At 69.0% G+C, this 20,023-nt stretch carries 19 protein-coding genes; 10 read left to right on the top strand and 9 right to left on the bottom strand.

What is annotated here, in order from left to right; all coding sequences use genetic code 11:
• Positions 1 to 21 precede the first annotated feature (21 nt).
• Positions 22 to 1,467 carry a carboxyl transferase domain-containing protein gene (locus tag AB0F86_RS22425; RefSeq protein WP_067487425.1) on the top strand — a complete coding sequence of 482 codons (1,446 nt, stop codon included), beginning with the start codon at positions 22 to 24 and terminating at the stop codon, positions 1,465 to 1,467.
• Between the two features lie 77 nt (positions 1,468 to 1,544).
• Complete coding sequence (locus tag AB0F86_RS22420) at positions 1,545 to 2,000, top strand: helix-turn-helix domain-containing protein (RefSeq protein WP_356985058.1); 456 nt, start codon at positions 1,545 to 1,547, stop codon at positions 1,998 to 2,000.
• 76 nt (positions 2,001 to 2,076) lie between these two features.
• Here the strand turns inward: AB0F86_RS22420 and AB0F86_RS22415 are convergent, their stop codons facing one another.
• A complete protein-coding gene (locus tag AB0F86_RS22415) occupies positions 2,077 to 2,766 on the bottom strand; it encodes a nitroreductase (protein ID WP_356985057.1) in 690 nt (229 codons plus the stop codon).
• Positions 2,767 to 2,965: 199 nt separating this feature from the next.
• Complete coding sequence (locus AB0F86_RS22410) at positions 2,966 to 4,777, bottom strand: VWA domain-containing protein (RefSeq protein WP_356985056.1); 1,812 nt, start codon at positions 4,775 to 4,777, stop codon at positions 2,966 to 2,968.
• A gap of 265 nt (positions 4,778 to 5,042) precedes the next feature.
• Here AB0F86_RS22410 and AB0F86_RS22405 point away from each other — a divergent pair, with 265 nt between their 5' ends.
• Complete coding sequence (locus AB0F86_RS22405) at positions 5,043 to 7,052, top strand: N-6 DNA methylase (RefSeq protein WP_356985055.1); 2,010 nt, start codon at positions 5,043 to 5,045, stop codon at positions 7,050 to 7,052.
• Here AB0F86_RS22405 and AB0F86_RS22400 read toward each other — a convergent pair.
• On the bottom strand, positions 7,046 to 7,663 hold the full coding sequence (locus tag AB0F86_RS22400) for a TetR/AcrR family transcriptional regulator (protein WP_225281135.1): 618 nt from the start codon (positions 7,661 to 7,663) through the stop codon (positions 7,046 to 7,048). The genes AB0F86_RS22405 and AB0F86_RS22400 overlap by 7 nt on opposite strands.
• 313 nt (positions 7,664 to 7,976) lie before the next feature.
• Positions 7,977 to 8,492 (bottom strand): gamma carbonic anhydrase family protein, encoded by a 516-nt coding sequence (locus AB0F86_RS22395; RefSeq protein ID WP_067487266.1) that lies wholly within the window; start codon positions 8,490 to 8,492, stop codon positions 7,977 to 7,979.
• A 185-nt stretch (positions 8,493 to 8,677) separates the two neighbouring features.
• On the opposite strand from AB0F86_RS22395, the gene AB0F86_RS22390 reads away from it, so the two are divergent.
• Positions 8,678 to 9,277, top strand: a complete 600-nt coding sequence (locus tag AB0F86_RS22390) for a hypothetical protein (RefSeq protein ID WP_356985054.1) — start codon at positions 8,678 to 8,680, stop codon at positions 9,275 to 9,277.
• A gap of 60 nt (positions 9,278 to 9,337) precedes the next feature.
• Positions 9,338 to 10,450 carry an alanine dehydrogenase gene (gene ald / locus AB0F86_RS22385; protein ID WP_356985053.1) on the top strand — a complete coding sequence of 371 codons (1,113 nt, stop codon included), beginning with the start codon at positions 9,338 to 9,340 and terminating at the stop codon, positions 10,448 to 10,450.
• Here ald and AB0F86_RS22380 read toward each other — a convergent pair.
• The 3 genes from AB0F86_RS22380 to sigJ form a co-directional block, all read right to left on the bottom strand.
• Positions 10,447 to 10,941 (bottom strand): nuclear transport factor 2 family protein, encoded by a 495-nt coding sequence (locus tag AB0F86_RS22380; RefSeq protein WP_356985052.1) that lies wholly within the window; start codon positions 10,939 to 10,941, stop codon positions 10,447 to 10,449. The genes ald and AB0F86_RS22380 overlap by 4 nt on opposite strands.
• Before the next feature lie 51 nt (positions 10,942 to 10,992).
• The gene (locus AB0F86_RS22375) at positions 10,993 to 11,853 is read right to left on the bottom strand and encodes an SDR family NAD(P)-dependent oxidoreductase (protein WP_356985051.1); all 861 of its coding nucleotides are present in this window, start codon (positions 11,851 to 11,853) and stop codon (positions 10,993 to 10,995) included.
• 198 nt (positions 11,854 to 12,051) lie between these two features.
• The gene (gene sigJ / locus AB0F86_RS22370; RefSeq protein WP_356985050.1) at positions 12,052 to 12,990 is read right to left on the bottom strand and encodes an RNA polymerase sigma factor SigJ; all 939 of its coding nucleotides are present in this window, start codon (positions 12,988 to 12,990) and stop codon (positions 12,052 to 12,054) included.
• A 110-nt stretch (positions 12,991 to 13,100) separates the two neighbouring features.
• Between sigJ and AB0F86_RS22365 the strand changes: the two genes are divergently transcribed.
• Positions 13,101 to 14,018 (top strand): cobalamin biosynthesis protein, encoded by a 918-nt coding sequence (locus AB0F86_RS22365; RefSeq protein ID WP_356985049.1) that lies wholly within the window; start codon positions 13,101 to 13,103, stop codon positions 14,016 to 14,018.
• Between the two features lie 3 nt (positions 14,019 to 14,021).
• Here the strand turns inward: AB0F86_RS22365 and AB0F86_RS22360 are convergent, their stop codons facing one another.
• Complete coding sequence (locus tag AB0F86_RS22360) at positions 14,022 to 14,879, bottom strand: SURF1 family protein (RefSeq protein ID WP_356985048.1); 858 nt, start codon at positions 14,877 to 14,879, stop codon at positions 14,022 to 14,024.
• A complete protein-coding gene (locus tag AB0F86_RS22355) occupies positions 14,879 to 15,382 on the bottom strand; it encodes a low molecular weight protein-tyrosine-phosphatase (RefSeq protein ID WP_225281144.1) in 504 nt (167 codons plus the stop codon). The genes AB0F86_RS22360 and AB0F86_RS22355 overlap by 1 nt, the downstream gene beginning before the upstream one ends.
• 44 nt (positions 15,383 to 15,426) lie before the next feature.
• Here AB0F86_RS22355 and cobC point away from each other — a divergent pair, with 44 nt between their 5' ends.
• The 4 genes from cobC to AB0F86_RS22335 all read left to right on the top strand — a co-directional run bounded on the left by cobC (position 15,427) and on the right by AB0F86_RS22335 (position 20,006).
• A complete protein-coding gene (cobC, locus tag AB0F86_RS22350) occupies positions 15,427 to 16,608 on the top strand; it encodes an Rv2231c family pyridoxal phosphate-dependent protein CobC (protein ID WP_356985047.1) in 1,182 nt (393 codons plus the stop codon).
• A 95-nt stretch (positions 16,609 to 16,703) separates the two neighbouring features.
• A complete protein-coding gene (locus tag AB0F86_RS22345) occupies positions 16,704 to 17,819 on the top strand; it encodes a Nif3-like dinuclear metal center hexameric protein (RefSeq protein WP_356985046.1) in 1,116 nt (371 codons plus the stop codon).
• 109 nt (positions 17,820 to 17,928) lie between these two features.
• On the top strand, positions 17,929 to 18,666 hold the full coding sequence (locus AB0F86_RS22340) for a C4-type zinc ribbon domain-containing protein (protein WP_181697970.1): 738 nt from the start codon (positions 17,929 to 17,931) through the stop codon (positions 18,664 to 18,666).
• Positions 18,667 to 18,683: 17 nt separating this feature from the next.
• Positions 18,684 to 20,006 carry a bifunctional RNase H/acid phosphatase gene (locus AB0F86_RS22335; RefSeq protein WP_356985211.1) on the top strand — a complete coding sequence of 441 codons (1,323 nt, stop codon included), beginning with the start codon at positions 18,684 to 18,686 and terminating at the stop codon, positions 20,004 to 20,006.
• Positions 20,007 to 20,023 lie beyond the last annotated feature (17 nt).

Below are 20,023 nucleotides of genomic sequence, written 5' to 3'. Positions count from 1 at the left end.
ACGAAGGTAGGAGTGGACGCGATGACCATCATTGCTCCCGCGTTTCAGGATTCGGTCACCGACCCGCGTGACCCGCTCGGCCGGCTCCAGCGCTTCTTCGACCCCGGCACGATCCTGCCGCTGCATCCCCGCGACCGCTCCGGTGTGCTCGCCGCGATCGGCGAGGTCGACGGTGTTCGCACCGTCGCGTACTGCTCCGACGCCACCGTCATGGGTGGCGCGATGGGCGTGGAGGGTTGCAAGCACATCGTCGACGCGATCGACACAGCCATCGAATCCGGCATCCCCGTCGTCGGCCTGTGGCACTCCGGAGGCGCACGCCTGGCCGAGGGTGTCGAGGCGCTGCACGCGGTCGGGCTGGTCTTCGAGGCGATGGTCCGTGCGTCCGGGCTCGTTCCCCAGATTTCGGTGGTGCTCGGCTTCGCCGCCGGCGGCGCCGCCTACGGCCCCGCGCTGACCGATGTGGTCATCATGGCGCCCGAGGGCCGCGTGTTCGTCACCGGTCCCGACGTGGTCCGCTCGGTGACGGGCGAGAACGTCGACATGGAGACCCTCGGTGGTCCCACCACACACTTCAAGAAGTCCGGCGTCTGCCATATCGCCGCCGACGACGAGGCCGACGCGCTGCACCGGGCCCGCAGGCTGGTGTCGATGTTCGCCGAGCAGGGCGAGTTCGACCTGGTCGCGGCCGCGCACGGCGATGTCGACCTCAAGGCGATGATGCCGGAATCGGCCAAGCGCGCCTACGACGTGAAGCCGATCATCCACGAGCTGCTCGACAATGTGGAGTCGCCCGACGGCGCGACCGAGTCGTCGTTCGAGGAGCTGCAGGGCGGTTACGCGCGCAGCATGGTGACCGGTCTCGGCCGTCTCGGTGGGCGCACCGTCGGTGTGCTCGCCAACAACCCGCTGCGTCTCGGTGGCTGCCTGAACTCCGAAAGCGCCGAGAAGGCCGCGCGTTTCGTGCGGTTGTGCGATGCGTTCGGTATTCCGCTGATCGTGGTCACCGACGTTCCCGGTTACCTCCCGGGTGTCGGTCAGGAACTCGAGGGTGTGGTGCGCCGCGGCGCCAAGCTGCTGCACGCCTTCGCCGAGGCTCGCGTTCCGCGCGTCACCCTGGTGACCCGCAAGATCTACGGCGGCGCCTACATCGCCATGAACGCGCGGGCCCTCGGTGCCACCGCCGTGTTCGCCTGGCCCGGTTCGGAAGTCGCCGTGATGGGCGCCAAGGCCGCGGTCGGCATCCTGCACAAGAAGGCGCTGGCCGCCGCACCGGAAGAGGAGCGTGAGGCGCTGCACGAGCGGCTCACCGCCGAGCACGAGCGGATCGCGGGCGGAGTGGAACGCGCGGTCGCGATCGGCGTGGTCGACGAGGTGATCGACCCGGCCAAGACCCGCAGCACCCTCGCCGCGGCGCTGGCCTCGGCTCCTGCCCGCAAGAGTCACCACAAGAACATCCCGCTGTGAGCTGACCGGAAACGGCCGCCTCGTCGTCGAGGCGGCCGTTTTCCTGTCCGCGCAGCGCCGCGGCGCATAATGGCAGGGTGCGTTATGAGGAGCTTGCCGATGCCCCGTGTTCCATCACGCGGCCCCTGGTGATCCTCGGTGACCGCTGGACCCTGCTGATCCTGAAGTACTGCTTCGCGGGTGTCCGCCGGTTCAATGCCTTCCAGAGCGCGCTCGGCATCTCCCGCAGCCGCCTGCACGACCGACTCGATCGCCTCGTCGAGCACGAGATCCTCGTCAAACGCCCCGTCGACGACGGCGCCTACGAGGAATACCGCCTCACCGAAAAAGGCCACGCCATCTACCCGATCCTGATGGCCATCCGCGACTGGGGCGACACCTACATGGCCCCCGAAGGCCCACCGGTCGAATACCGCCACCACGACTGCACCGGCGAAGCCCACGTCCACCTCACCTGCGACGCGTGCCACGCCGAGGTCACCGCCCGCGATATCGATCCGCAGGCGGGCCCCGGCATCACCGGCGTCGCTTGACTGGTCGACCGATCACCACGCGCTGGTGGCGTTGCCTCTCGCGCGATGCCGCCACCGGAGCGTGGTGATCTCGAATTCAGGAGGTGTGCCAGGTGACCTGGTCGTCGAGGGGTGCTCGGGCGGTGCGGAAGCCGTTGATCGGGTGGTCGACGTCGGGGTAGCCGAAGGAGACGCCGAAGACGACCTTGCGGGTGTCGGGGATGTCGAAGTACTCGTGGATGAAAGGGGAGTAGGAGGCGAGGGCCGCCTGCGGCGCGGCGCCGAGGCCGAGCGCCTGGGCGCCGAGCAGGAAGTTCTCCAGCCACAGCCCGCAGTCGATGGCGCCGTACACGCCGAGGTCGGCCTCGGAGGTGACGATCGCGACGTGCGGTGCGTCGAAGAGTTCGAAATTGCGGACCATCTGGCGCATGGTCTTCTCGTGGTCGCCCTTGACGATGCCGACGCTGTCGTAGAGCTGGAAACCGCAGGCGCGGCGCCGCTCACGGTAGACGCCTTCGTAGGCGGCCGGGAATTCGAAATCCGGTGTGTTGGCGGCGGTCTGGATTTGGGCCAGCAGTTCCTTGCGGAAGCGGTCGGTGCCGTCGCCCGCGGTCACGACGATCTGCCAGGGCTGGGTGTTGCACCACGACGGGGTGCGCTGTCCGAGGGCGAGGAGTTGTTCGATCGTGGCGCGGTCGACCTGATCGGGTTTGAACTGGCGGCAGGTCCAGCGTTCGTCGGCCAGGCGCCGTAGAGCGGCGAAATCGGGGTGATCGGTCGGCGCCATCGCGCGGCTCCCTCGGTAGGTCGTGAGAACTAGTCTCATTTTGAGACCAATTTAGCAGTCGGGGCGGAAACGCGGAACCCGCCCGCGCCATCACGAGGATTCGGGCGGGGGCGGGTTCTGATAGGCGAGTCCGTCGGCGGCCGACGGTCATGGCCGCCGACCCGGCGCGGCGGGGGCGCGAGATGGGATCCGGGAGGGATCAGGCTCGGCGGCGCACGACCACGACCACGACGACGCCGATACCGAGGAGCAACGCAATGCCCGCGCCCACCAGGGCGTACCGAGGCCACGGGCGGGTGGTGGCCGTTGATCCGTCCACTGTCACCGGCTGGTCGTGGCTCTGCTCGCCGAGCACGTCACCGCCGCCGCGATAGGCCGGGCCGGGTTCGGCAGTGCCCGAGACGCTGACGTCGAGTTGCACCGGCGTCGGCGGCATCGCATCCGCGCCCGAGGGCTGGCCGACCTTCACCGCGAGATAGTGCCAGCCCGCGATCGCCTGCTGTTTCACCGCGGAGTCGGACTGCTCGCGATTGGCGTAGCGGACCGGAACCGACTCCACCGACAGCTCGGCACTGGATCTGCCGGTGTAGGCGTTGGTGTCGGTGGCGATCTCACGGCCGAGCGGCGAGTACAGCACGGTCTCCACATTCGCCGCCGAGGTGTTGTTCGCGCCGCCGGTCTCGGCGAACTGCACGCGATAGGCCAGCCCCTGCCCCCAGTCCAGGCGGACCCGGTAGAAGACGAACTCACCGGATTGCAGTGTGTCACCGAACTTTCCGCTGCCGGGCAAGGTCGCCGCGACAGTGAAGGAGCCACCGCCGGTCACCGGCTGGACCGGCCCGCCGGGGTCGGTGAAGGTGACGGGCGTCGGGGTTGCCGCAGGCCCGGGATCGGTGACGCCTGGTTCGATGCCGATCAGGATCTCCATCGGCAGGCGAGCGGGCGCACCCGCCGAGGCCAGGTCCCAGTTCACCTCGAAGTAGTAGCGACCGCCACCACTACAGGTGCCGCTCGACTCGGCGGCGCCGTCGAACGTGGTGGCGACGGTGAGGGCGACACCGTCGCTGGAGCGGGTTTCGAGCTCGCGTTCGCGCTTCCCGCAATCGGTGCCCTCGCGATCGCGCACCCGCAGTTCGAGGGCGTTCATGTCCTCGGTGGTCGAGACGTCCTTCGCGCGGGGGAACGACACGATGCCGGTGAAGTGGGCGGTTGCGCCCTCGGGCACATCGACGGCGTAGTACCGCTTCTCGTGCTGACCGATCGTGTCGAGGTACTGGCACGCCTTCGCCACCGGCGCCGAACCGTACTCGGTGGAACCGGTGACGGGTGTTCCGGTGGCCTGGTAGCTACGCAGGGCGGTGGAACTCACGCGAGGCAGGACGCGTTCGAGGGCGGCGCCGTCGGCGGCGTCGGTGTACGTGCCGCTGGTCGCCTGAGCCATGCAGGTGAGCTGAGCGCGGGCCTTGTCGTCGACGGCGAAACCGATCGCGTGCACGACGAGATCGACGCCCGCGCGCTTCAGTTCGGCGGCGACTTCGCACGGGTCGGGCGGTGCGCACGTGTCGTCACCGTCGGAGACCAGCACGATGGAGCGCGGCCCCGAATCGGGCAGCGCGTCGGCGGCCTGGCGCAGCGCGGTGCCCATCGGCGTCCAACCGCGCGCCTGGATGCCGTCGACGGCGGTGGTGAGCGCGGCCTTGTCCAGGGTGTTCGGCTGGTGCAGCACCTGCACATCGCGACAGCCCTGAGTCTTCTCCGCCTCGGTGTTGCCGGTGCCGGTGCCGTAGGTGGTGAGGCCGACCGAGGCCTGTGCGGGCGCCGAATCCACGAAGCTACGCACCGCCTGTTTGGCCGCGTCCATCATGGTCCCGCCGCGATCCGGGCGTTCCATCGAGCCCGAGGCGTCGAGGATGATCATGGTCGGCGCGTATTCGGCGGGATCCGCCTGCGCCGGTACGGGCAATAAAACGAGAGCCGCCGCAGCGATCGCGGCGGTGCGGAATTTCAACATAGCGAGCCGACCCTACCGCGAGTCGCCGCCCCGGTCCTGACCCGATTCCCACGGGCGCGGCCGGGTCACACCATGCACGAAGAGCCATCGATGACGCGCAGTCGGGCCGAGTGCGGTTCACGCCGGTGGCAACCCACGCAGGTTCCCCGCAACGCGGTGAGGAGGCGTCGACGCTGCGCCGGTTCGGGGCGGCCGACTGTGGCCGGGGGCGATGGCAGCCCGCGCCTGACGCGCAATCGGGGCGTGGCGGGGCACAATCGGACTCATGGCGTTGCAGTCCCGCGATGCGCAGGAGCGCAAACGGCACGGCAGGCACTACACCCCGCCGGAGCTGGCGCGGTTTCTGGCGCGCCGGGCGCTGCTGTACGCCCCGTGCGGCGCCGAGTTGCGGGTGCTCGACCCGGCCTGTGGGGACGGGGAGCTGCTGCTCGCGGTGCATCGGGAGATGGTGTCGTGCGCACCGGGTGTCGCGGTCCGGCTCACCGGGTACGACCTGGACCGTGCCGCCGTCGGTGAAACGGTGGCGCGGGCCGCGGCCGAGGGGGTCGAGATCCACTGCCGGGCAGGGGATTTCCTGGCGAAGGCGCCGCGTCTGGCGAAGGGCTCCTTCGATCTGATCATCAGCAACCCGCCGTATGTGCGCACGCAGCAGCTCGGCGGGGCCACCGCGCAACTGCTCAGCCGAAAATTCGGGCTCCGTGGGCGTATCGATCTCACGCACCCCTTCGTTGCCTTGGCGCCGCGTCTCCTCGCGCCGGGTGGCGTGCTCGGATTGCTCTGTGCCAACAGGTTTCTCACCACCCGAGCGGGTGCCAATCTGCGCCGCATCCTGACCGCCGACCTGACCCCGGTCGAGCTCTACGACCTCGGCGACACCAAACTCTTCTCCGCTGCCGTCCTCCCCGCGATCACCATCGCCACCAGATCAGCCGCGAGCGTCGCGCATGCCCGCGTGTTTCCCGGCGAAGACACGATCCCAGCCGGTGACGGTGCGAGCGGTGTAGGCGCCGACAACGCGCATCAGAACCGCGGAACGCGCGCATATGCCGCAGCTTCCACCTCGGCGTCCAGCACTGCGACGGGGGGCACTGCGGCAGGCGGTGCTGCGGCGTCCGGCACTGCGGCGGGCGGTGCTGCGGCGGGCGGTGCTGCGGCGCCCGCGATCGTGCCCAGAGATTCCCTGTCCGCCGGCGGATTCGCGAAGCGAAGCGATCCGGCGAACGTTGCCGAGAGCTCGGCCGGTTGCCGGTACGTCTCCGTCTATGAGCGGACTGGCGACGAAACAGGCTGCGGTACAGAGCTGTTCGACGCGCTAGCCGGGGAGACCGACTGCCTGGTCGGTGCTGGGGGACGCGTATTCGCGGTTGAAGTGGGGACGTTGGCATCGCAGGGGCGGGAAGCGGCGAACGGGCCGTCGGCCGGCCAGGTGATCAGTGATCACGAACGTCCGCACGGGGAGACGGTCTGGCGGATGTCGCGCCCGGCCGTCGACCGTTGGCTCGACAAGATCGCCGACCGAACCTGGCACACCTTCGGCGAGACGGCGCGAATCCGGGTGGGTATCAAGACGACCGCCGATCGGGTGTTCATCTCCGACCACTGGGACGACCTCGACCCGACGCCCGAACGAGAACTGCTGCAGCCCTTGATCACTCACCACGACCTCGAACGGTGGCAGATCAAGAAGGATCGTGGCACCAGAGTGCTTTACCCCTACGACCTGCGGCAAACACGGCGCACCCCGGTCGATCTGGCCGAATTTCCCTGCGCAGCAGAGTATCTGCGCACCCATGAGGAGGCGCTGTCCGGTCGACGCTATGTTCTCGACGGCGGCCGCAAGTGGTACGAGATCTGGGTACCGCAACGACCACACCTGTGGGGCGCGCCGAAACTCGTCTTCCCCGATATCAGCGAACGGCCCCGCTTCGCCCTCGATCGTTCCGGTGCCGTGGTGAACGGCGACTGCTACTGGATCTCGCTCACCGACCTCGACGCAGGCAAGTCCGCGACCGACTTGGCGTATCTCCTGATGGGCGTGGCGAATTCGGCGCTGGGCCTGCGGTTCTACGACGCGGTCTGCGGCAATCGTCTGTATTCGGGCAGGCGACGCTGGATCACCCAGTACGTCGCCCGGCTGCCCTTGCCCGATCCTGGCAGCCCGGCCGCCGTCGAGATCGTGCGTCGCGTGCGCGAGCTCATGGAGGACGGTGTGCCGGTATCCGATGCCGCCGTCGACGAAGCAGTCGCCGAGGCGTTCGGGGTGCCCGCTCAGTAGGTGGGACGGATGCCGACCATCGGCAGCAAGGTGCGGCGGGCGAATTCACGTCCGGCTTCGGCGTCGTCCAGCGGGATCAGCCCGTCGGGTGTCAGTGCCAGCGACAAGGCGAGGCGAGCCATGATCTCGGCGACCAGGTCGGGGTCGAAGTCGGGGGAGCCCGCCTGCACCTCACGCAGCTTGTCGGCGAGGTATTCGCGCCCGACCGCCAGGATGGGACCGGCGTCGGTGGTGAGTTTGGGCAGGATCATCTCCGGCTCGGTGCCGAGCAACCGCCGCAGCAGTTCGTTGCCCGCGATGGTCGTGACGAAGGCGACGAAGATCTCGACCAGTCGGTCTTCGGGTTCGGTGACCGCGCGGACCCGCTCATCGATCTCGCCGACATAGCGCTGCGCCTCACGCACGCCCACCGCTTCGACCAGGTCGTTCTTGGACTCGAAGCGTCGGTACAGGGTGGCCGGGCTGATGCCGGCGCGGCGCGCTATCTCGCCCATGCTTGTCCGTTTGATCCCGAAATCCAGAAACGCCGACAGCGCGCTGTCGAGCAGTTTCTCCCCGTCGGTGACGGGTTTTTCCAGGATCCGCGCGAGGATGGTCGAGACAGTGGGCATCAGCCCATTATCCCCGTGGTGGGAGATCCAGCGCGACCATCTCTTGCTCGATCGCGTTCGCCGCGAAATGCACACCCCGGGAACGTAATTCGTGAACACGGCACTGAAGTGCCTCGATACCGCCTGGTTGTGCCGCGATATCGGCCACGCTGAGCCTGCCCCCGGATCGGTGCACACCTACCTGCGCGTATGCCACCGTGATACCTCCTGCCCCGCGTACCGGTGCCGGCCCTGAAGACTCGGTGGACCGGTCGCGATACGCAGGGCAAATGTTATCAGGTTTCCCTACTGGTCATTTGCTCAGTGTGATGCGTCACAACACTTCGGCGTCCCGATGTGTGGCGAGATTGTGTAGGTACACAGCGGCGTTGAGCTTGATGCCGTCCTGCTGTGCCTCGGTGAGCTCGCGACGCACCTTGCCCGGCACCCCGGCGACCAGCGACCCGGGCGGAATCTGGGCGCCCTCGGGGATGAGCGCGTTGGCCGCGATCAGGGTGCCCGCCCCGATCACCGCGCCGTTGAGCACGGTGGCGCCCATGCCGACGAGCACGTCGTCGCCGATGGTGCACCCGTGCAGAATCGCGTTGTGCCCCACCGACACACCGGAACCGACGGTGAGCGGGAAGCCGGGATCGGCGTGCAGCACGCACCCGTCCTGGATGTTGGTGCGGGCGCCGACGGTGATCTGTTCGAGGTCCCCGCGCAGTACCGCCGAATACCAGACGCCGACCTCGGCGCCCAGGCGCACCCGTCCGATCACGGTCGCGTTCGGCGCGATCCATGCTGATTCGTCGATCTCGGGCGCGAACCCGCTCACCTTGATGATCATGCGGCAATTATCGCGCTGCGCGTCGGCACCGGGCGCGGCGGGCAGCGCGGCACCGACTCTCGGGCGCTGTGGCCCGGGGTCGGCGCGTTGACGCTCGATTCCCCGCTGTAACGCGAAAACCGTTAGCGACCATAAGAATTCGAGTCGCCGCGACAGTCGTGGGACTTCGTCCGGAGGAGAACGCAGTGTTGCTGCACAGATGGACGGGTATCCGGTTGCGTGCGATGTCGCGCCTGCTGTTGGCGCTCGTCGTCCCGGTGCTCGTGGTGAGTGGATGCTCCTCGGAAGGCGGCGGCGCCGACGGGACCCCGGTACCGAGCACGTCGCTGACCGCGACGACGTCGGCACCGACGAGTACGCCGGCGACATCGACGAGCGCACCCGCTGCCGCGACCGACCCGGGCGTACCGGGCCAGGATGCCGGTGGTCCTGCCGCCCCGGCGCCGCAAGCGCCCGGGCAACCAGCGGCAGCGCCGCCCGCGCAGGCCGAGATCCCGCCCGGGCACACCTGTGTGCCCGGTCCGGAATGCGGTACCGACAGCTGCGGGCCGGGCGAGTGTGGCGAGACAGGGCCGGGGTGCCCGCCGGGCGAGCGGTTCTGCGGAACCGACCAGTGCGGACACGGCAACGAATGCGGGCAGACCGACCTGCCGACCACGACCGCCGCACCCGTCACCACGACGCCGCCACCGGCGACCACGACTGAACAGCCGCCGTCGACATCCGCGACGGCCGGCGCGTCGGAGACCACGTCGAGCCCGGTGGTCGCGGCGCCTGCCGGGTAGGGATCCGGACACGCCTCGGATTCGACTGCGGCCCGTCGAAACAGGATCTAGTCTGGGTGAATGACGGCAACGGGCGTAACTTCCGGTGTTCCGGCCGAGGTCAAACCGCAAGAATTCCGGGTCGCACTGACTCCGGCCGGCGCCGCGGAGCTCGCCGCCCACGGGCACGAGGTGCTCGTGCAGGCGGGTGCGGGCGTCGGCTCGGGCTTCGCCGACGACGACTACCGGGCCGCCGGTGCGCGGATCGCGGTCGACGCCGACCAGGTGTGGGCCGAAGCCGACCTGGTGTTGAAGGTGAAAGAACCCATCGCGCAGGAGTATTCGCTGATGCGGCGCGAGCAGGTGCTGTTCACGTATCTGCATCTGGCCGCGTCGAAGGACTGTACCGACGCGATCCTGTCGTCGGGGATCACCGCCATCGCCTACGAGACGGTCCGGGCGGCCGACGGTTCGTTGCCGCTGCTCGCGCCGATGAGCGAGGTGGCGGGCAAGCTCAGCGCCCAGGTCGGTGCCTATCACCTGATGGCGCCGATGGGTGGGGAAGGCGTGCTGCTCGGCGGCGTGCCCGGGGTTCGGCCCGCCGACGTAGTGGTGCTCGGCGGTGGCGTGGCGGGCACCAACGCGGCGAGCGTCGCGGTGGGGATGGGTGCGCGGGTGAGCGTGCTCGATACGAATCTGGCCCGGTTGCGTGAACTCGACGCCCGGTTCGCCGGGCGGGTCGGCACCCTGGCTTCGCACGCCCTCGAGATCGAAAAGGCCGTGCTCGCCGCCGATCTGGTGATCGGGTCGGTGCTAGTGCCAGGGGCCAAGGCGCCGAAGCTGGTGTCCGACGAGCTGGTCGCGCGGATGCGTCCGGGTTCGGTACTCGTCGACATCGCCGTCGACCAGGGCGGTTGCTTCGAGTCGACCCGCCCGACGACGCACGCGAATCCCACCTTCCCCGTGGAGAATTCGCTCTTCTACTGTGTCGCGAACATGCCCGGCGCTGTCCCGCACACCTCCACCGTCGCGCTCACGAACGCCACCCTGCCCTACGCGCTGGCCATCGCCGACAACGGCTGGCGTGGGGCGTGCACCGCTGATCCCGGGTTGTCGGCCGGGCTCACCGCGGTCGACGGGAAGTTGCTGTCGGCGGAAGTGGCCGCCGCGCACGGGTATTCGCTCGGGGTCTAGGCCTCCGCGAAGGTTCCCTCGGCGATGACGGAGTCCGCCAGGAGCGGGCGGGTGATCGACCAGCGCTCCGTGAAATGACTGCGTGACATCTTCCAGCGGCCGTCCTCGATCACGTAGTCGTCGTCGTAGTCGCCCGTCGAGACGAACTCGGTGTTGTCGATCAGATTGACCTGGCGGAATCGCAGGGTCCACCGGCCTGTCGCGGTGCGTTCCCCGGTGACGGTGATGTCGGGGTGGATGCCGTGATGCATGTCGAGGACGACGTGTTTGCCGTCGACCTTGTGCAACGCGATGCGGGTGAAGATTTCGACCAGCGGCCCTGCGTCGTGGAAGGTGCCGATTCGGCCGTAGTCCAGGTCGGCGCCGGACCGGATAAAGCAGTCCCGCATCGTCTTCGGGTCCTTGTTGTCACAGGCTCGCCAGTACCGGTGCTTGAGTTGTTTGATCGCTTCGATCTGTTCGAGGGTGTCGATGCGTCGTGCGAGATCCATCGGTTGCCTGCCCGGGGTGGAGGTGATGAGCGAATGGTCGGGTTTGCGAGATCAGTCGACGACCGCGTCGGAGAACACCGGAGGGTTACCGAGGAATGGCCGGTGCGAAGGCGGCTGCTGGCCCCGGGTGTCCTCGACGCCGAGTTCCTGCGCGATCTCGGCGCCGATGAGCACCCGGCCGGTGCGGTTCATCAACTCCGGATCACGCGCGAGGGCATCGATGACACGACCGGTGAATTCCGGCGATTCGGCTGTCGCGGCAAGACCGTCGTAGGCGCCTGGATTCGCGGCGAACGCGGCGAGCGTGCGCTCGGTCGCGAGCAGACCCATCCAGATCGAGACGACCGCCACGTTCCACGGACGGAAGTCGACGGCCATATCGTGCGCCATCTTGTCCACCGCCGCCTTGCCCGCACCGTATGCGGGCCCGTGCATGTAGCAGGTGCCGCCGAACGACGACGTGTTCACGACCAACCCCGCGCCATTGGCCACCAGCAGCGGTGCGGCGTAGTAGGTGGCGACGTAGCTCGAGCGCATACCTACATCCAGCAGGTCGAGCAAGGTCAGCGGCTTTTCCCAGAACGGCCCCTTCTCGGTCAGGCCGTCGGGTACCGCGAGAGCGTTGTTGACCAGGATGTCGAGCCGTCCGTGCTCGTCGCGAAGACCCGCGAAGAAGGACTCGACCTGGGCATCGTCGGAATGGTCGAGCACTACGGGCACGCCGTGGCCGCCGCGGCGGGTGATCTCCTCGGCGGTCGCGAACACTGTGCCCGGCAGTGGGGAATCGCCTTCGTTCCGCGTTCGCCCGGTGACATAGACCGTTGCCCCGGTTTCCCCCAGCGCGAGCGCGATGCCTTTGCCCGCGCCGCGACTGGCGCCGGTCACCACCACGATTCGTTCCGAACCCACCATCGACTCCCTACACTGCCCGACCGGCCACTCCGTGCGACACCTTCCACTACTGAACCGGACGGGCCGGAAGTACCACAGGGATCTTCCCGGTAGCCGGGAAAGGTGACGGCCCGGCGACCGGAAAGCCCTGTGTGTGCAAGCCATCCGCTCAGCGAAGTGGAGCGACGACTTCGCAGGTGACGTCGCGCAGGTGTGCGCCTAGTCCTCGGCGCGACCCATGTACCAGTCGGGTGCGCCCGCGGTCGGCAGGTCGCGCAGCTTGTCGGGGTTGCGGACCACATTGATGGCGACGATGCGGCCGTCGTCGACGACGAACGAGAAGACACCGATGTGGTTGCCGTCGAACACCACCAGCCCCGGTGCGCCGTTGACCAGCACCGCACGGCCCCAGGCATCCGTCGCCGACGGCGCGTGGTACCAGCCGAGCAGCATCTTGGCGATGAGCTCGGCGCCGCGCACGGGCTGGCGGATCGCGGGCACCTTGCCGCCACCGTCGGCGGTGAGCACCACCTTCTCGTCCAGCACGCCGAGCAGCGAACTGAGGTCACCCGAGCGCCAGGCCAGGGCGAACGCCGAAACCACCTTCTCCTGTTCGGCGGGCGACGCCGGGAATCGCGGCGTGCCGCTCTCCACGTGCTTGCGCGCACGCGAGGCCAGCTGACGCACCGCGGCCGGGGTGCGCCCGACCACCTCGGCGACCTCCGGGCCCGACATCCCGAACACGTCCTGGAGTACGAAGGCCGTGCGTTCGGCGGGTGAGAGCGATTCGAGCACGACCAGCAGTGCGGTGGTGACCCGTTCGTCCTGGGAGATGCGGTCGGCTGGATCGTCCATGGTGCTGACCTCCGGTTCCGGCAACCACTCGCCGACGTACTGTTCGCGCCGGGCCCGCGCGGACCCGAGCTGGTCGAGGGCGAGCCTGCCCGTCACGGTGGTGAGCCAGGCACGCAGATTGTCGATCTCGTCCGCCTTGCCCGCCTCGTGCTGCCGCTGCAGCCGCAGCCACGCCTCCTGCACCACGTCTTCGGCGTCGGCCAGGCTGCCGAGGGTGCTGTAGGCGAGCCTGCGCAGGTAGGCGCGGTGCTCCTCGAAGCGTCGCGCCAGTTCCGCGCGGTCGAGGTTCGCGGTGTCGGTCATCGTGCCAGCCGTTCGGTCGAGAGTGGGCGGTCGCCCAGGATGCTGTCATGTAGACGACGAAGCAGACGCATCCGGTGTGACATCGCTGCCCCACCGGTTAACCTCGCCCGGTGCACAAGGGGATTTCGACCGCCGCGGGACTGCTGCTCGGTTTCGCACTCGACCGGGCATTCGCCGACCCGCGCCGCTGGCATCCGGTAGCCGGATTCGGTACGGCGGCAGCGGCATTGGAGCAGCGAACCTACGCCGACACCCACCGCTCCGGAATCCTGCACGAGACCGTTGCGGTCGGCTCGGTCCTCGCGTTCGGTGCGGTAGCCGCGCGCGGCGGCCTGCTCGCGACAACCCTCGCCACCTGGACCGTTCTAGGTGGCCGCAGCCTGGCCCAGGCCGGCCACGACATGGCCGACCGGCTCGACGCCGGCGATATCGACGCCGCCCGCGAACTGCTGCCCTCGCTGTGCGGACGCGACCCCTCGGTCCTCGACGCCGACGGATTGGCCCGCGCCGCACTGGAATCCATCGCCGAGAACACCTCCGACGCCACCGTCGCACCGCTGCTGTGGGGTGCCGTGGCCGGAGTTCCCGGGCTGCTCGGATATCGAGCGGTGAACACGCTCGACGCGATGATCGGCTACCGCAACGACCGCTACCTACGCTTCGGCTGGGCAGCCGCCCGCACCGACGACATCGCGAATCTCGTCCCCGCCCGACTGACCGGACTGCTCACAGTGGTGCTGGCTCCCCTCGTCGGCGGCAGCCCCGGGGAGGCCTGGCAGGCCTGGCGGCAGGACGCGCGCAAACACCCCAGCCCCAACGCCGGAGTCGTCGAGGCATCGATGGCAGGCGCTCTCGGAGTCCGACTCGGAGGCCGCACCCAATACCGCTACGGAGCAGAACTACGCCCGACACTGGGAACCGGACGCGCCCCCGAAACCGAAGATCTCCGCAGAGCCGTCCGAATGTCGGAAGCAGTACAGATCGGAGCCGTAGCAGTCAGCGCCGCGCTGGCACTGCTGCGCAGGTGAGCGTCAGCGAGTGCGGCCGTACCGATCGGCCAGACGCGCTTCCGTAGTGCTCTCCTGAGAAGTCGAAGCAGGCTGATCGGACACCTCGGACCCGACTTCTCCACGCTCCCGCCGCCGAGCCCGCATTTCGGCGAACACGAAATACCCCAGCCCGAGCGGAGCCATCACACCGAAGGCCAGCCATTGAAGGCCGTAGGACAGATACGGCCCCGCATCCAGCTGAGGAAGGGGAACAGGCGTGAACGCCCCCGGCTGCCCCTCGGCAAGCTGAAGATAACCACCCTTATCGGTCCCGGTAGGGATAGCCGTCAGCGGGATACCGAGAACAGTGGATTCCTGAGTGGTGTCGACGGTATACACCTGCCGGAACCCGTCCTGCGTGCTCGGCACTTTGTCCGGGACGACCCCTTCGGACGCACGGACCCGCGCTTCGATGCGCTGAGCCCCACCCGGCGGTTCGGCAATCGCAGGCGGCCGCGTCCCGTCGACAGCCGCGACCAGACCGCGGTCGACGAGCACTGTACGACCATCATCGAGCCGAAACGCGGCGAGAACCGCGTACCCCGGTGCACCGTCCAGGTGGCGCAACCGGACGAGCACCGTCGAATCCGGCAGGAAGGTCCCGGTGGCGATAACCTTCCGCCACTCGGTATGGGTACCGGGATCACCGGCGAGGATGTCGGTAACAGCCACCGGTTCGGCCTGCACCGAGTCGGCGATCAACTGATTTCGGTGCTCGGTGCTGCTGTTCTTGTTCAGCTGCCAAGGCGCGAGGATCGTGAAACACAGGTAGGCGAACGCGACGACGACGAGCGCCAGAATCAGCCAGCTCGGCCGCAGCAGAAAGGTGAGTTTGCGCATCAGCGTCGCGCGGCGGCCGGGTCGCGGGCCTCGAGTTCGGCCCGCACCCAGTCGAGCAGGCCGGGGACGGCTGCCTCGATCTGGTCGCGGACCAGGTCGAAGTCGGTCTGGTCGCCGTAATACGGGTCGGGCACGTCGACTCCGTCGGCGGCGGGGTCGAAGCTGCGCAGCAGCCTGCGCTGTTCGGTGGGGACGCCTCGGTGGGCGAGTTCCCGGTCGTGGCTGGTGTCGAGCACCACGATCAGGTCGGCGTCGCGATGTTCGTCGCCGAAGGTGGCGGCGATGTGTTCGGCGGCGTACCCGGCGTGGCGCAGGGTCGCGGCGGTGCGCGGATCGGCGGGGTCGCCGACGTGCCACGATCCGGTGCCCGCGCTGCTCACCCGCACCCGGTTCGCCAGACCGGCACGGTACAGATGCGCTTCGAACATCTTCGCCGCCATCGGCGACCGGCAGATGTTCCCTGTGCAGACGAAGGTCACGTGCAGCTCTCCCACGGCTCCCATTGTCGCCGGTAGGGCCGCGGCACCGCCACGTAGGGTGTTCAGTTGTGTTCGAGGACTCGGTCGACCCCGCGATGCTGCGCCACCACGGCGACGTGGAAGCGCGCCCGGGCATGCTCGATTTCGCGGTGAACGTCCAGGGCACCGCCCCACCGGCCTGGCTACGCGACCGGCTCGCCGCCCGCCTCACCGACCTCGGCCGCTACCCCGACGCAGGCGAGGAACTCGCCGCCCGCACGGCCGTCGCCGCCCGCCACGGCCGCACCCCCGACGAAGTCCTGCTGCTGGCAGGCGCCGCCGAAGGCTTCGCGATGCTGCCCCGCCTGCGCCCCCGCCTCGCCGCCGTCATCCACCCGTCCTTCACCGAGCCGGAACTGGCCTTGCGTGAGGCAGGCGTTCCGGTGACCCGCGTCGTCCTCGAACGCCCGTACACCCTCGACCCCGCCCAGGTACCGGAAGAAGCCGACCTGGTCGTCCTGGGCAACCCAACCAACCCCACCTCGATCCTGCACCCCGCCGAAACCATCCAGGCGTTACGCCGCCCGGGCCGCCTCGTCGCCGTAGACGAAGCCTTCGCCGACGCGGTCGCCTACCTCCGAGCGTCGGCGGGTTCGTCGACTGCACGACCCGAGGTCGGTAGCGCCGCGACGCAGCGTGTAGTGGCCGGTGGCGCTGCGCCCCTGAGTCCGGATGCCGACGCAGTCCCCGGTGCGGTACGTCCGAAGGGCATCAGTGGTGAACTCGAGTCGCTGGCCGGGCTGAGTGCACCGGACGTCCTGGTGCTGCGCAGTCTCACCAAGACGTGGGCGCTGGCCGGTCTGCGCTGCGGCTACGTACTCGGTGCTCCCGAGGTGCTGGCCCGGCTGACCGAGGGCCGCCCCCACTGGCCGCTTGGCACCCTGCAGCTCGAGGCGATCCGCGCCACCGCCGAACCCGCCGCCGTCGCCGAATCCCACCACCTCGCCCAGCGCATCGCCGCCGACCGCGACGCCATGATCGACCGTCTCACCGCGCTCGGCATCGACGTGCACACCCCGGCCACCGGCCCGTTCCTGCTCCTGCGCGTCACGGACGGCGCCCTGGTCCGCAAGCATCTCGCCGACCGAGGCATCGCCGTCCGCCGCGCCGACACCTTCCCGGGTCTCGGCCCCGACTATTTGCGCGTCGCCGTGCGCGGCCGCGACGAGGTGGATCAGCTGATCGACGGGTTGCGGGCCGCGCTGTGGTGATACCGATTCCTCACGGGGGCCTTGTGCGATCAGGGCGAACGAATGTCGAACCTGCCCACGACGGCGCAGGTCTCAGCGGAGCGAAGGAGGCGGCGGTGACCGACCTGGCCGAACTGATCGGGGTGCTCGACGCGGCGTACCCACCGAAACTGGCCGAATCGTGGGATTCGGTCGGCCTGGTGTGTGGTGATCCGGCGCAACAGGTTTCGAAGGTGCTGTTCGCCGTAGACGCCACCGCAGCCGTCGTGGACGAGGCGATCGCTTGGGGCGCACAGGCTTTGGTCGTGCATCACCCCCTGCTGCTGCGCGGCGTCGACACCGTGGCGGCGAATACGCCCAAAGGCGCCCTGCTGCATCGGTTGATCCGCTCCGACTGCGCACTGTTCTCCGCGCACACCAACGCAGATTCCGCGGACCCCGGCGTCTCCGACGCGCTCGCCGCCGCTGTCGGCCTCACCGTCACGGGCCCGCTCGACCCCAAACCGGTTGCCCCGATGGACAAGTGGGTCATCCAGGTGCCGCAGACCCACACGGCCGCCTTGATGTCGGCGCTGTTCGCGGCAGGCGCAGGAGCGATCGGCGACTACCGCGAGGCGGCCTGGTACACCTCCGGCACGGGTCAGTTCCTGCCGGTCGACGGCGCGAACCCGGCCATCGGTGCGGTCGGAACCGTCGAGACCGTCACCGAGGACGCGATCGAGGTCGTCGCGGCGCCGTCCGCGCGCACCGCTGTCCTCGCGGCCCTGCGCGCGGCCCACCCCTACGAGGAACCGGCCTACCACGTCACCGAACGCGCACCCCTGCCGTCGTCCCTCGGCATCGGCCGCATCGGCGAACTCGCTGAACCCGAGACACTGCGCGAGTTCACCGCCCGCGTGGGCAACGGTCTACCGCGCACCGTCTGGGGTGTGCGGGCCGCGGGCGACTCCGACCGCACGATCAAGCGGGTGGCCGTCTGCGGCGGTGCGGGCGACTCCTACCTCGACGCCGCCATCCGCGCGGGCGTCGACGCCTATCTCACCTCCGACCTGCGTCATCACCCCGTCGACGAACACCTCCGCCGAGGTGGCCCCGCCCTCGTCGACGCCGCCCACTGGGCCACCGAATTCCCGTGGTGCGCCCAGGCCGAATCCGTCGTCACCCGGGCGCTGCCCGCCCTCACCACCCGCGTGTCGACCCTTCGCACGGATCCGTGGACGGTCACGGGCTGAGTCACCGCACCCCGCTCGGTCGCTGATCCGGGTCATGGCGTGTTCGCCTCGTGCGGCGCGGTACGGTTGATCGATCCATCCGTCCACCGTGTTCAGGAGTTCGTGCCCGTTGAATGTCGAACCGTCGGTCCAGTCCAAGCTGTTGCAGCTCGCCGCTGTCGATGCCGAGCTGACGCGGATCGCGCACCGGCGCACCGCGCTGCCCGAGCAGCAGGAGGTCGCGCGGCTGGCGGCCGAGCGCAACGGCTACAAGGACGCCGCGGTCGCGGTCGAGATCGGCATCGACGACCTGGATCGTGACATCCGCAAACTCGAGGGTGAGGTCGAGGCGGTGCGCAAGCGCGAGGACCGCGACCGCGCCATGCTCACCGCGGGCTCCGTCGCCGCCAAACAGCTGTCCGAACTCCAGCACGAACTGGGCAGCCTGGAACGCCGTCGCGCCGTCCTCGAGGACGAACTGCTGACCGTGATGGAGCAGCGTGAGGCGATGGCCGCCGACCACGACCACGCCGGTGCTCGGCTCAGCAAGGCCGACCAGGACCTGGCCGACGCCGAACGCCTGCGCGACGAGGCGATGGCCGACCTCGAGGTCGCGCAGCAACGGTGCGAGAACGACCGCGCCGCCCTGATCGGCCTGTTCCCCGGTGAACTGCTCGCCGTCTACGACAAGCAGCGCGCCGCCCACGGTGTCGGTGCCGCCCTGCTGCAGGCCCGCCGCTGTGGTGCGTGCCGCATCGAGATCGACCGCGGTGAGATGCAGCGCATCGCCAAGGCCGCCCCGGATGCGGTGGTCCGCTGCCCCGAGTGTGGCGCGATCATGGTGCGCACCAAGGAATCCGGACTGTGACCGCTGGGCCGGTTGGTGTGCGTGAGGTGATCGTCGAGGCCGACGGTGGTTCACGCGGCAATCCCGGCCCGGCCGGTTACGGCGCGGTCGTCTTCGCCGACGACCATGTGCGCGTGCTGGCCGAACGCAAGGAATACGTCGGCGTCACCACCAACAATGTGGCCGAATACCGTGGGCTGATCGCGGGTTTGGAGGCTGCGACCGAACTCGGTGCGCGGGTGGTGACGGTGCGCATGGACTCCAAGCTCGTCGTCGAACAGATGTCGAGCCGCTGGAAAATCAAGCACGCCTCCATGATTCCGCTCGCCGAACAGGCACGCCGGTTGGTGTCCGGTTTCGAGCGCGTGAGCTTCACCTGGATCCCGCGCGCCGAGAACTCCCACGCCGACCGGCTGGCGAACGAGGCGATGGACGACGGCGCCCTCGTCGGCACCGTCCGCGAGTCTCTCGCCGCGGGCTACACACCGGGAGATCAGGTCGCCCTCGGCGCGGCGGATGATCGAGCCGCAGCCGAGGTGGAGCCGAGCGTCGTCGCCGGTGACGAAGCATCGACTACTTCGGGCGTAACCATGACCCCGGCCGGCGACAAGGCTGCTGTCACACCGACGGGCGAGCAGGTGGCTGTCACGCCGACAGGTGAGCAGATCGTCGTCGGTGGCGCGGGCGAGACGGAATCGCCTGCCGCCCAGCAGGTTTCCACCTATTCCCCGGGTTGGACCGGCGCCATCGGCCGTCCCACCCGCCTGCTCTTGTTGCGCCACGGCCAAACCGAGCTGTCGGTGCAACGCCGCTACTCCGGCCGCGGCAACCCGCCCCTCACCGACCTCGGCCGCGAACAGGCCGACCGCGCCGCGAAAATGCTTGCCGCCAAGGGCGATATCGCCGCCGTCGTGAGCTCACCGTTGCAGCGGGCTCGTTCGACCGCCGAGGCCGCCGCCACCGCACTCGATGTGCCCCTGCGCATTCTCGACGGCCTCATCGAAACCGACTTCGGCCAGTGGGAAGGACTCACCTTCGCCGAAGCGGCACAGCGGGATCCGGCGCTGCACGCGGACTGGCTTGGCGACCCGTCGATCCCCGCGCCCGGTGGCGAGAGCTTCGACCAGGTGCGCGAACGGATCGAGGGTGTGCGCCGCGACCTGGTCGCGCTGTACCCGGGCGAGAACGTCGTCGTGGTCAGTCATGTCACCCCCATCAAGACCTTGCTGCAGCTGGCGCTCGGGGTCGGCCCGTCGCTGCTGTACCGGTTGCATCTGGACCTGGCGTCGCTGTGTATCGCCGAGTTCTATCCCGACGGTGGCGCTTCGGTGCGCCTGGTCAACGACACTTCCTATCTCTGAGGTGGCCCCGTGTCACC

Source organism: Nocardia sp. NPDC023733, assembly GCF_040639775.1.
Taxonomy (GTDB): Bacteria; Actinomycetota; Actinomycetes; order Mycobacteriales; family Mycobacteriaceae; genus Nocardia; species Nocardia rosealba.
The sequence above is the reverse complement of the archived record's forward strand: the minus strand, read 5'-3'. Positions and strand labels throughout refer to the sequence as shown.

Bases quoted from the DNA above. Each gene is read 5' to 3' on its own strand.
- AB0F86_RS22425 (WP_067487425.1), top strand. From the start codon at position 22: ATGACCATCATTGCTCCCGCGTTTCAGGATTCGGTCACCGACCCGCGT.
- AB0F86_RS22405 (WP_356985055.1), top strand. From the start codon at position 5,043: ATGGCGTTGCAGTCCCGCGATGCGCAGGAGCGCAAACGGCACGGCAGG.
- AB0F86_RS22355 (WP_225281144.1), bottom strand. From the start codon at position 15,382: ATGGGAGCCGTGGGAGAGCTGCACGTGACCTTCGTCTGCACAGGGAAC.
- AB0F86_RS22400 (WP_225281135.1), bottom strand. From the start codon at position 7,663: ATGCCCACTGTCTCGACCATCCTCGCGCGGATCCTGGAAAAACCCGTC.
- AB0F86_RS22410 (WP_356985056.1), bottom strand. From the start codon at position 4,777: ATGTTGAAATTCCGCACCGCCGCGATCGCTGCGGCGGCTCTCGTTTTA.
- AB0F86_RS22375 (WP_356985051.1), bottom strand. From the start codon at position 11,853: ATGGTGGGTTCGGAACGAATCGTGGTGGTGACCGGCGCCAGTCGCGGC.
- AB0F86_RS22415 (WP_356985057.1), bottom strand. From the start codon at position 2,766: ATGGCGCCGACCGATCACCCCGATTTCGCCGCTCTACGGCGCCTGGCC.
- sigJ (WP_356985050.1), bottom strand. From the start codon at position 12,990: ATGACCGACACCGCGAACCTCGACCGCGCGGAACTGGCGCGACGCTTC.
- AB0F86_RS22360 (WP_356985048.1), bottom strand. From the start codon at position 14,879: ATGCGCAAACTCACCTTTCTGCTGCGGCCGAGCTGGCTGATTCTGGCG.
- ald (WP_356985053.1), top strand. From the start codon at position 9,338: ATGACGGCAACGGGCGTAACTTCCGGTGTTCCGGCCGAGGTCAAACCG.
- AB0F86_RS22380 (WP_356985052.1), bottom strand. From the start codon at position 10,941: ATGGATCTCGCACGACGCATCGACACCCTCGAACAGATCGAAGCGATC.
- AB0F86_RS22395 (WP_067487266.1), bottom strand. From the start codon at position 8,492: ATGATCATCAAGGTGAGCGGGTTCGCGCCCGAGATCGACGAATCAGCA.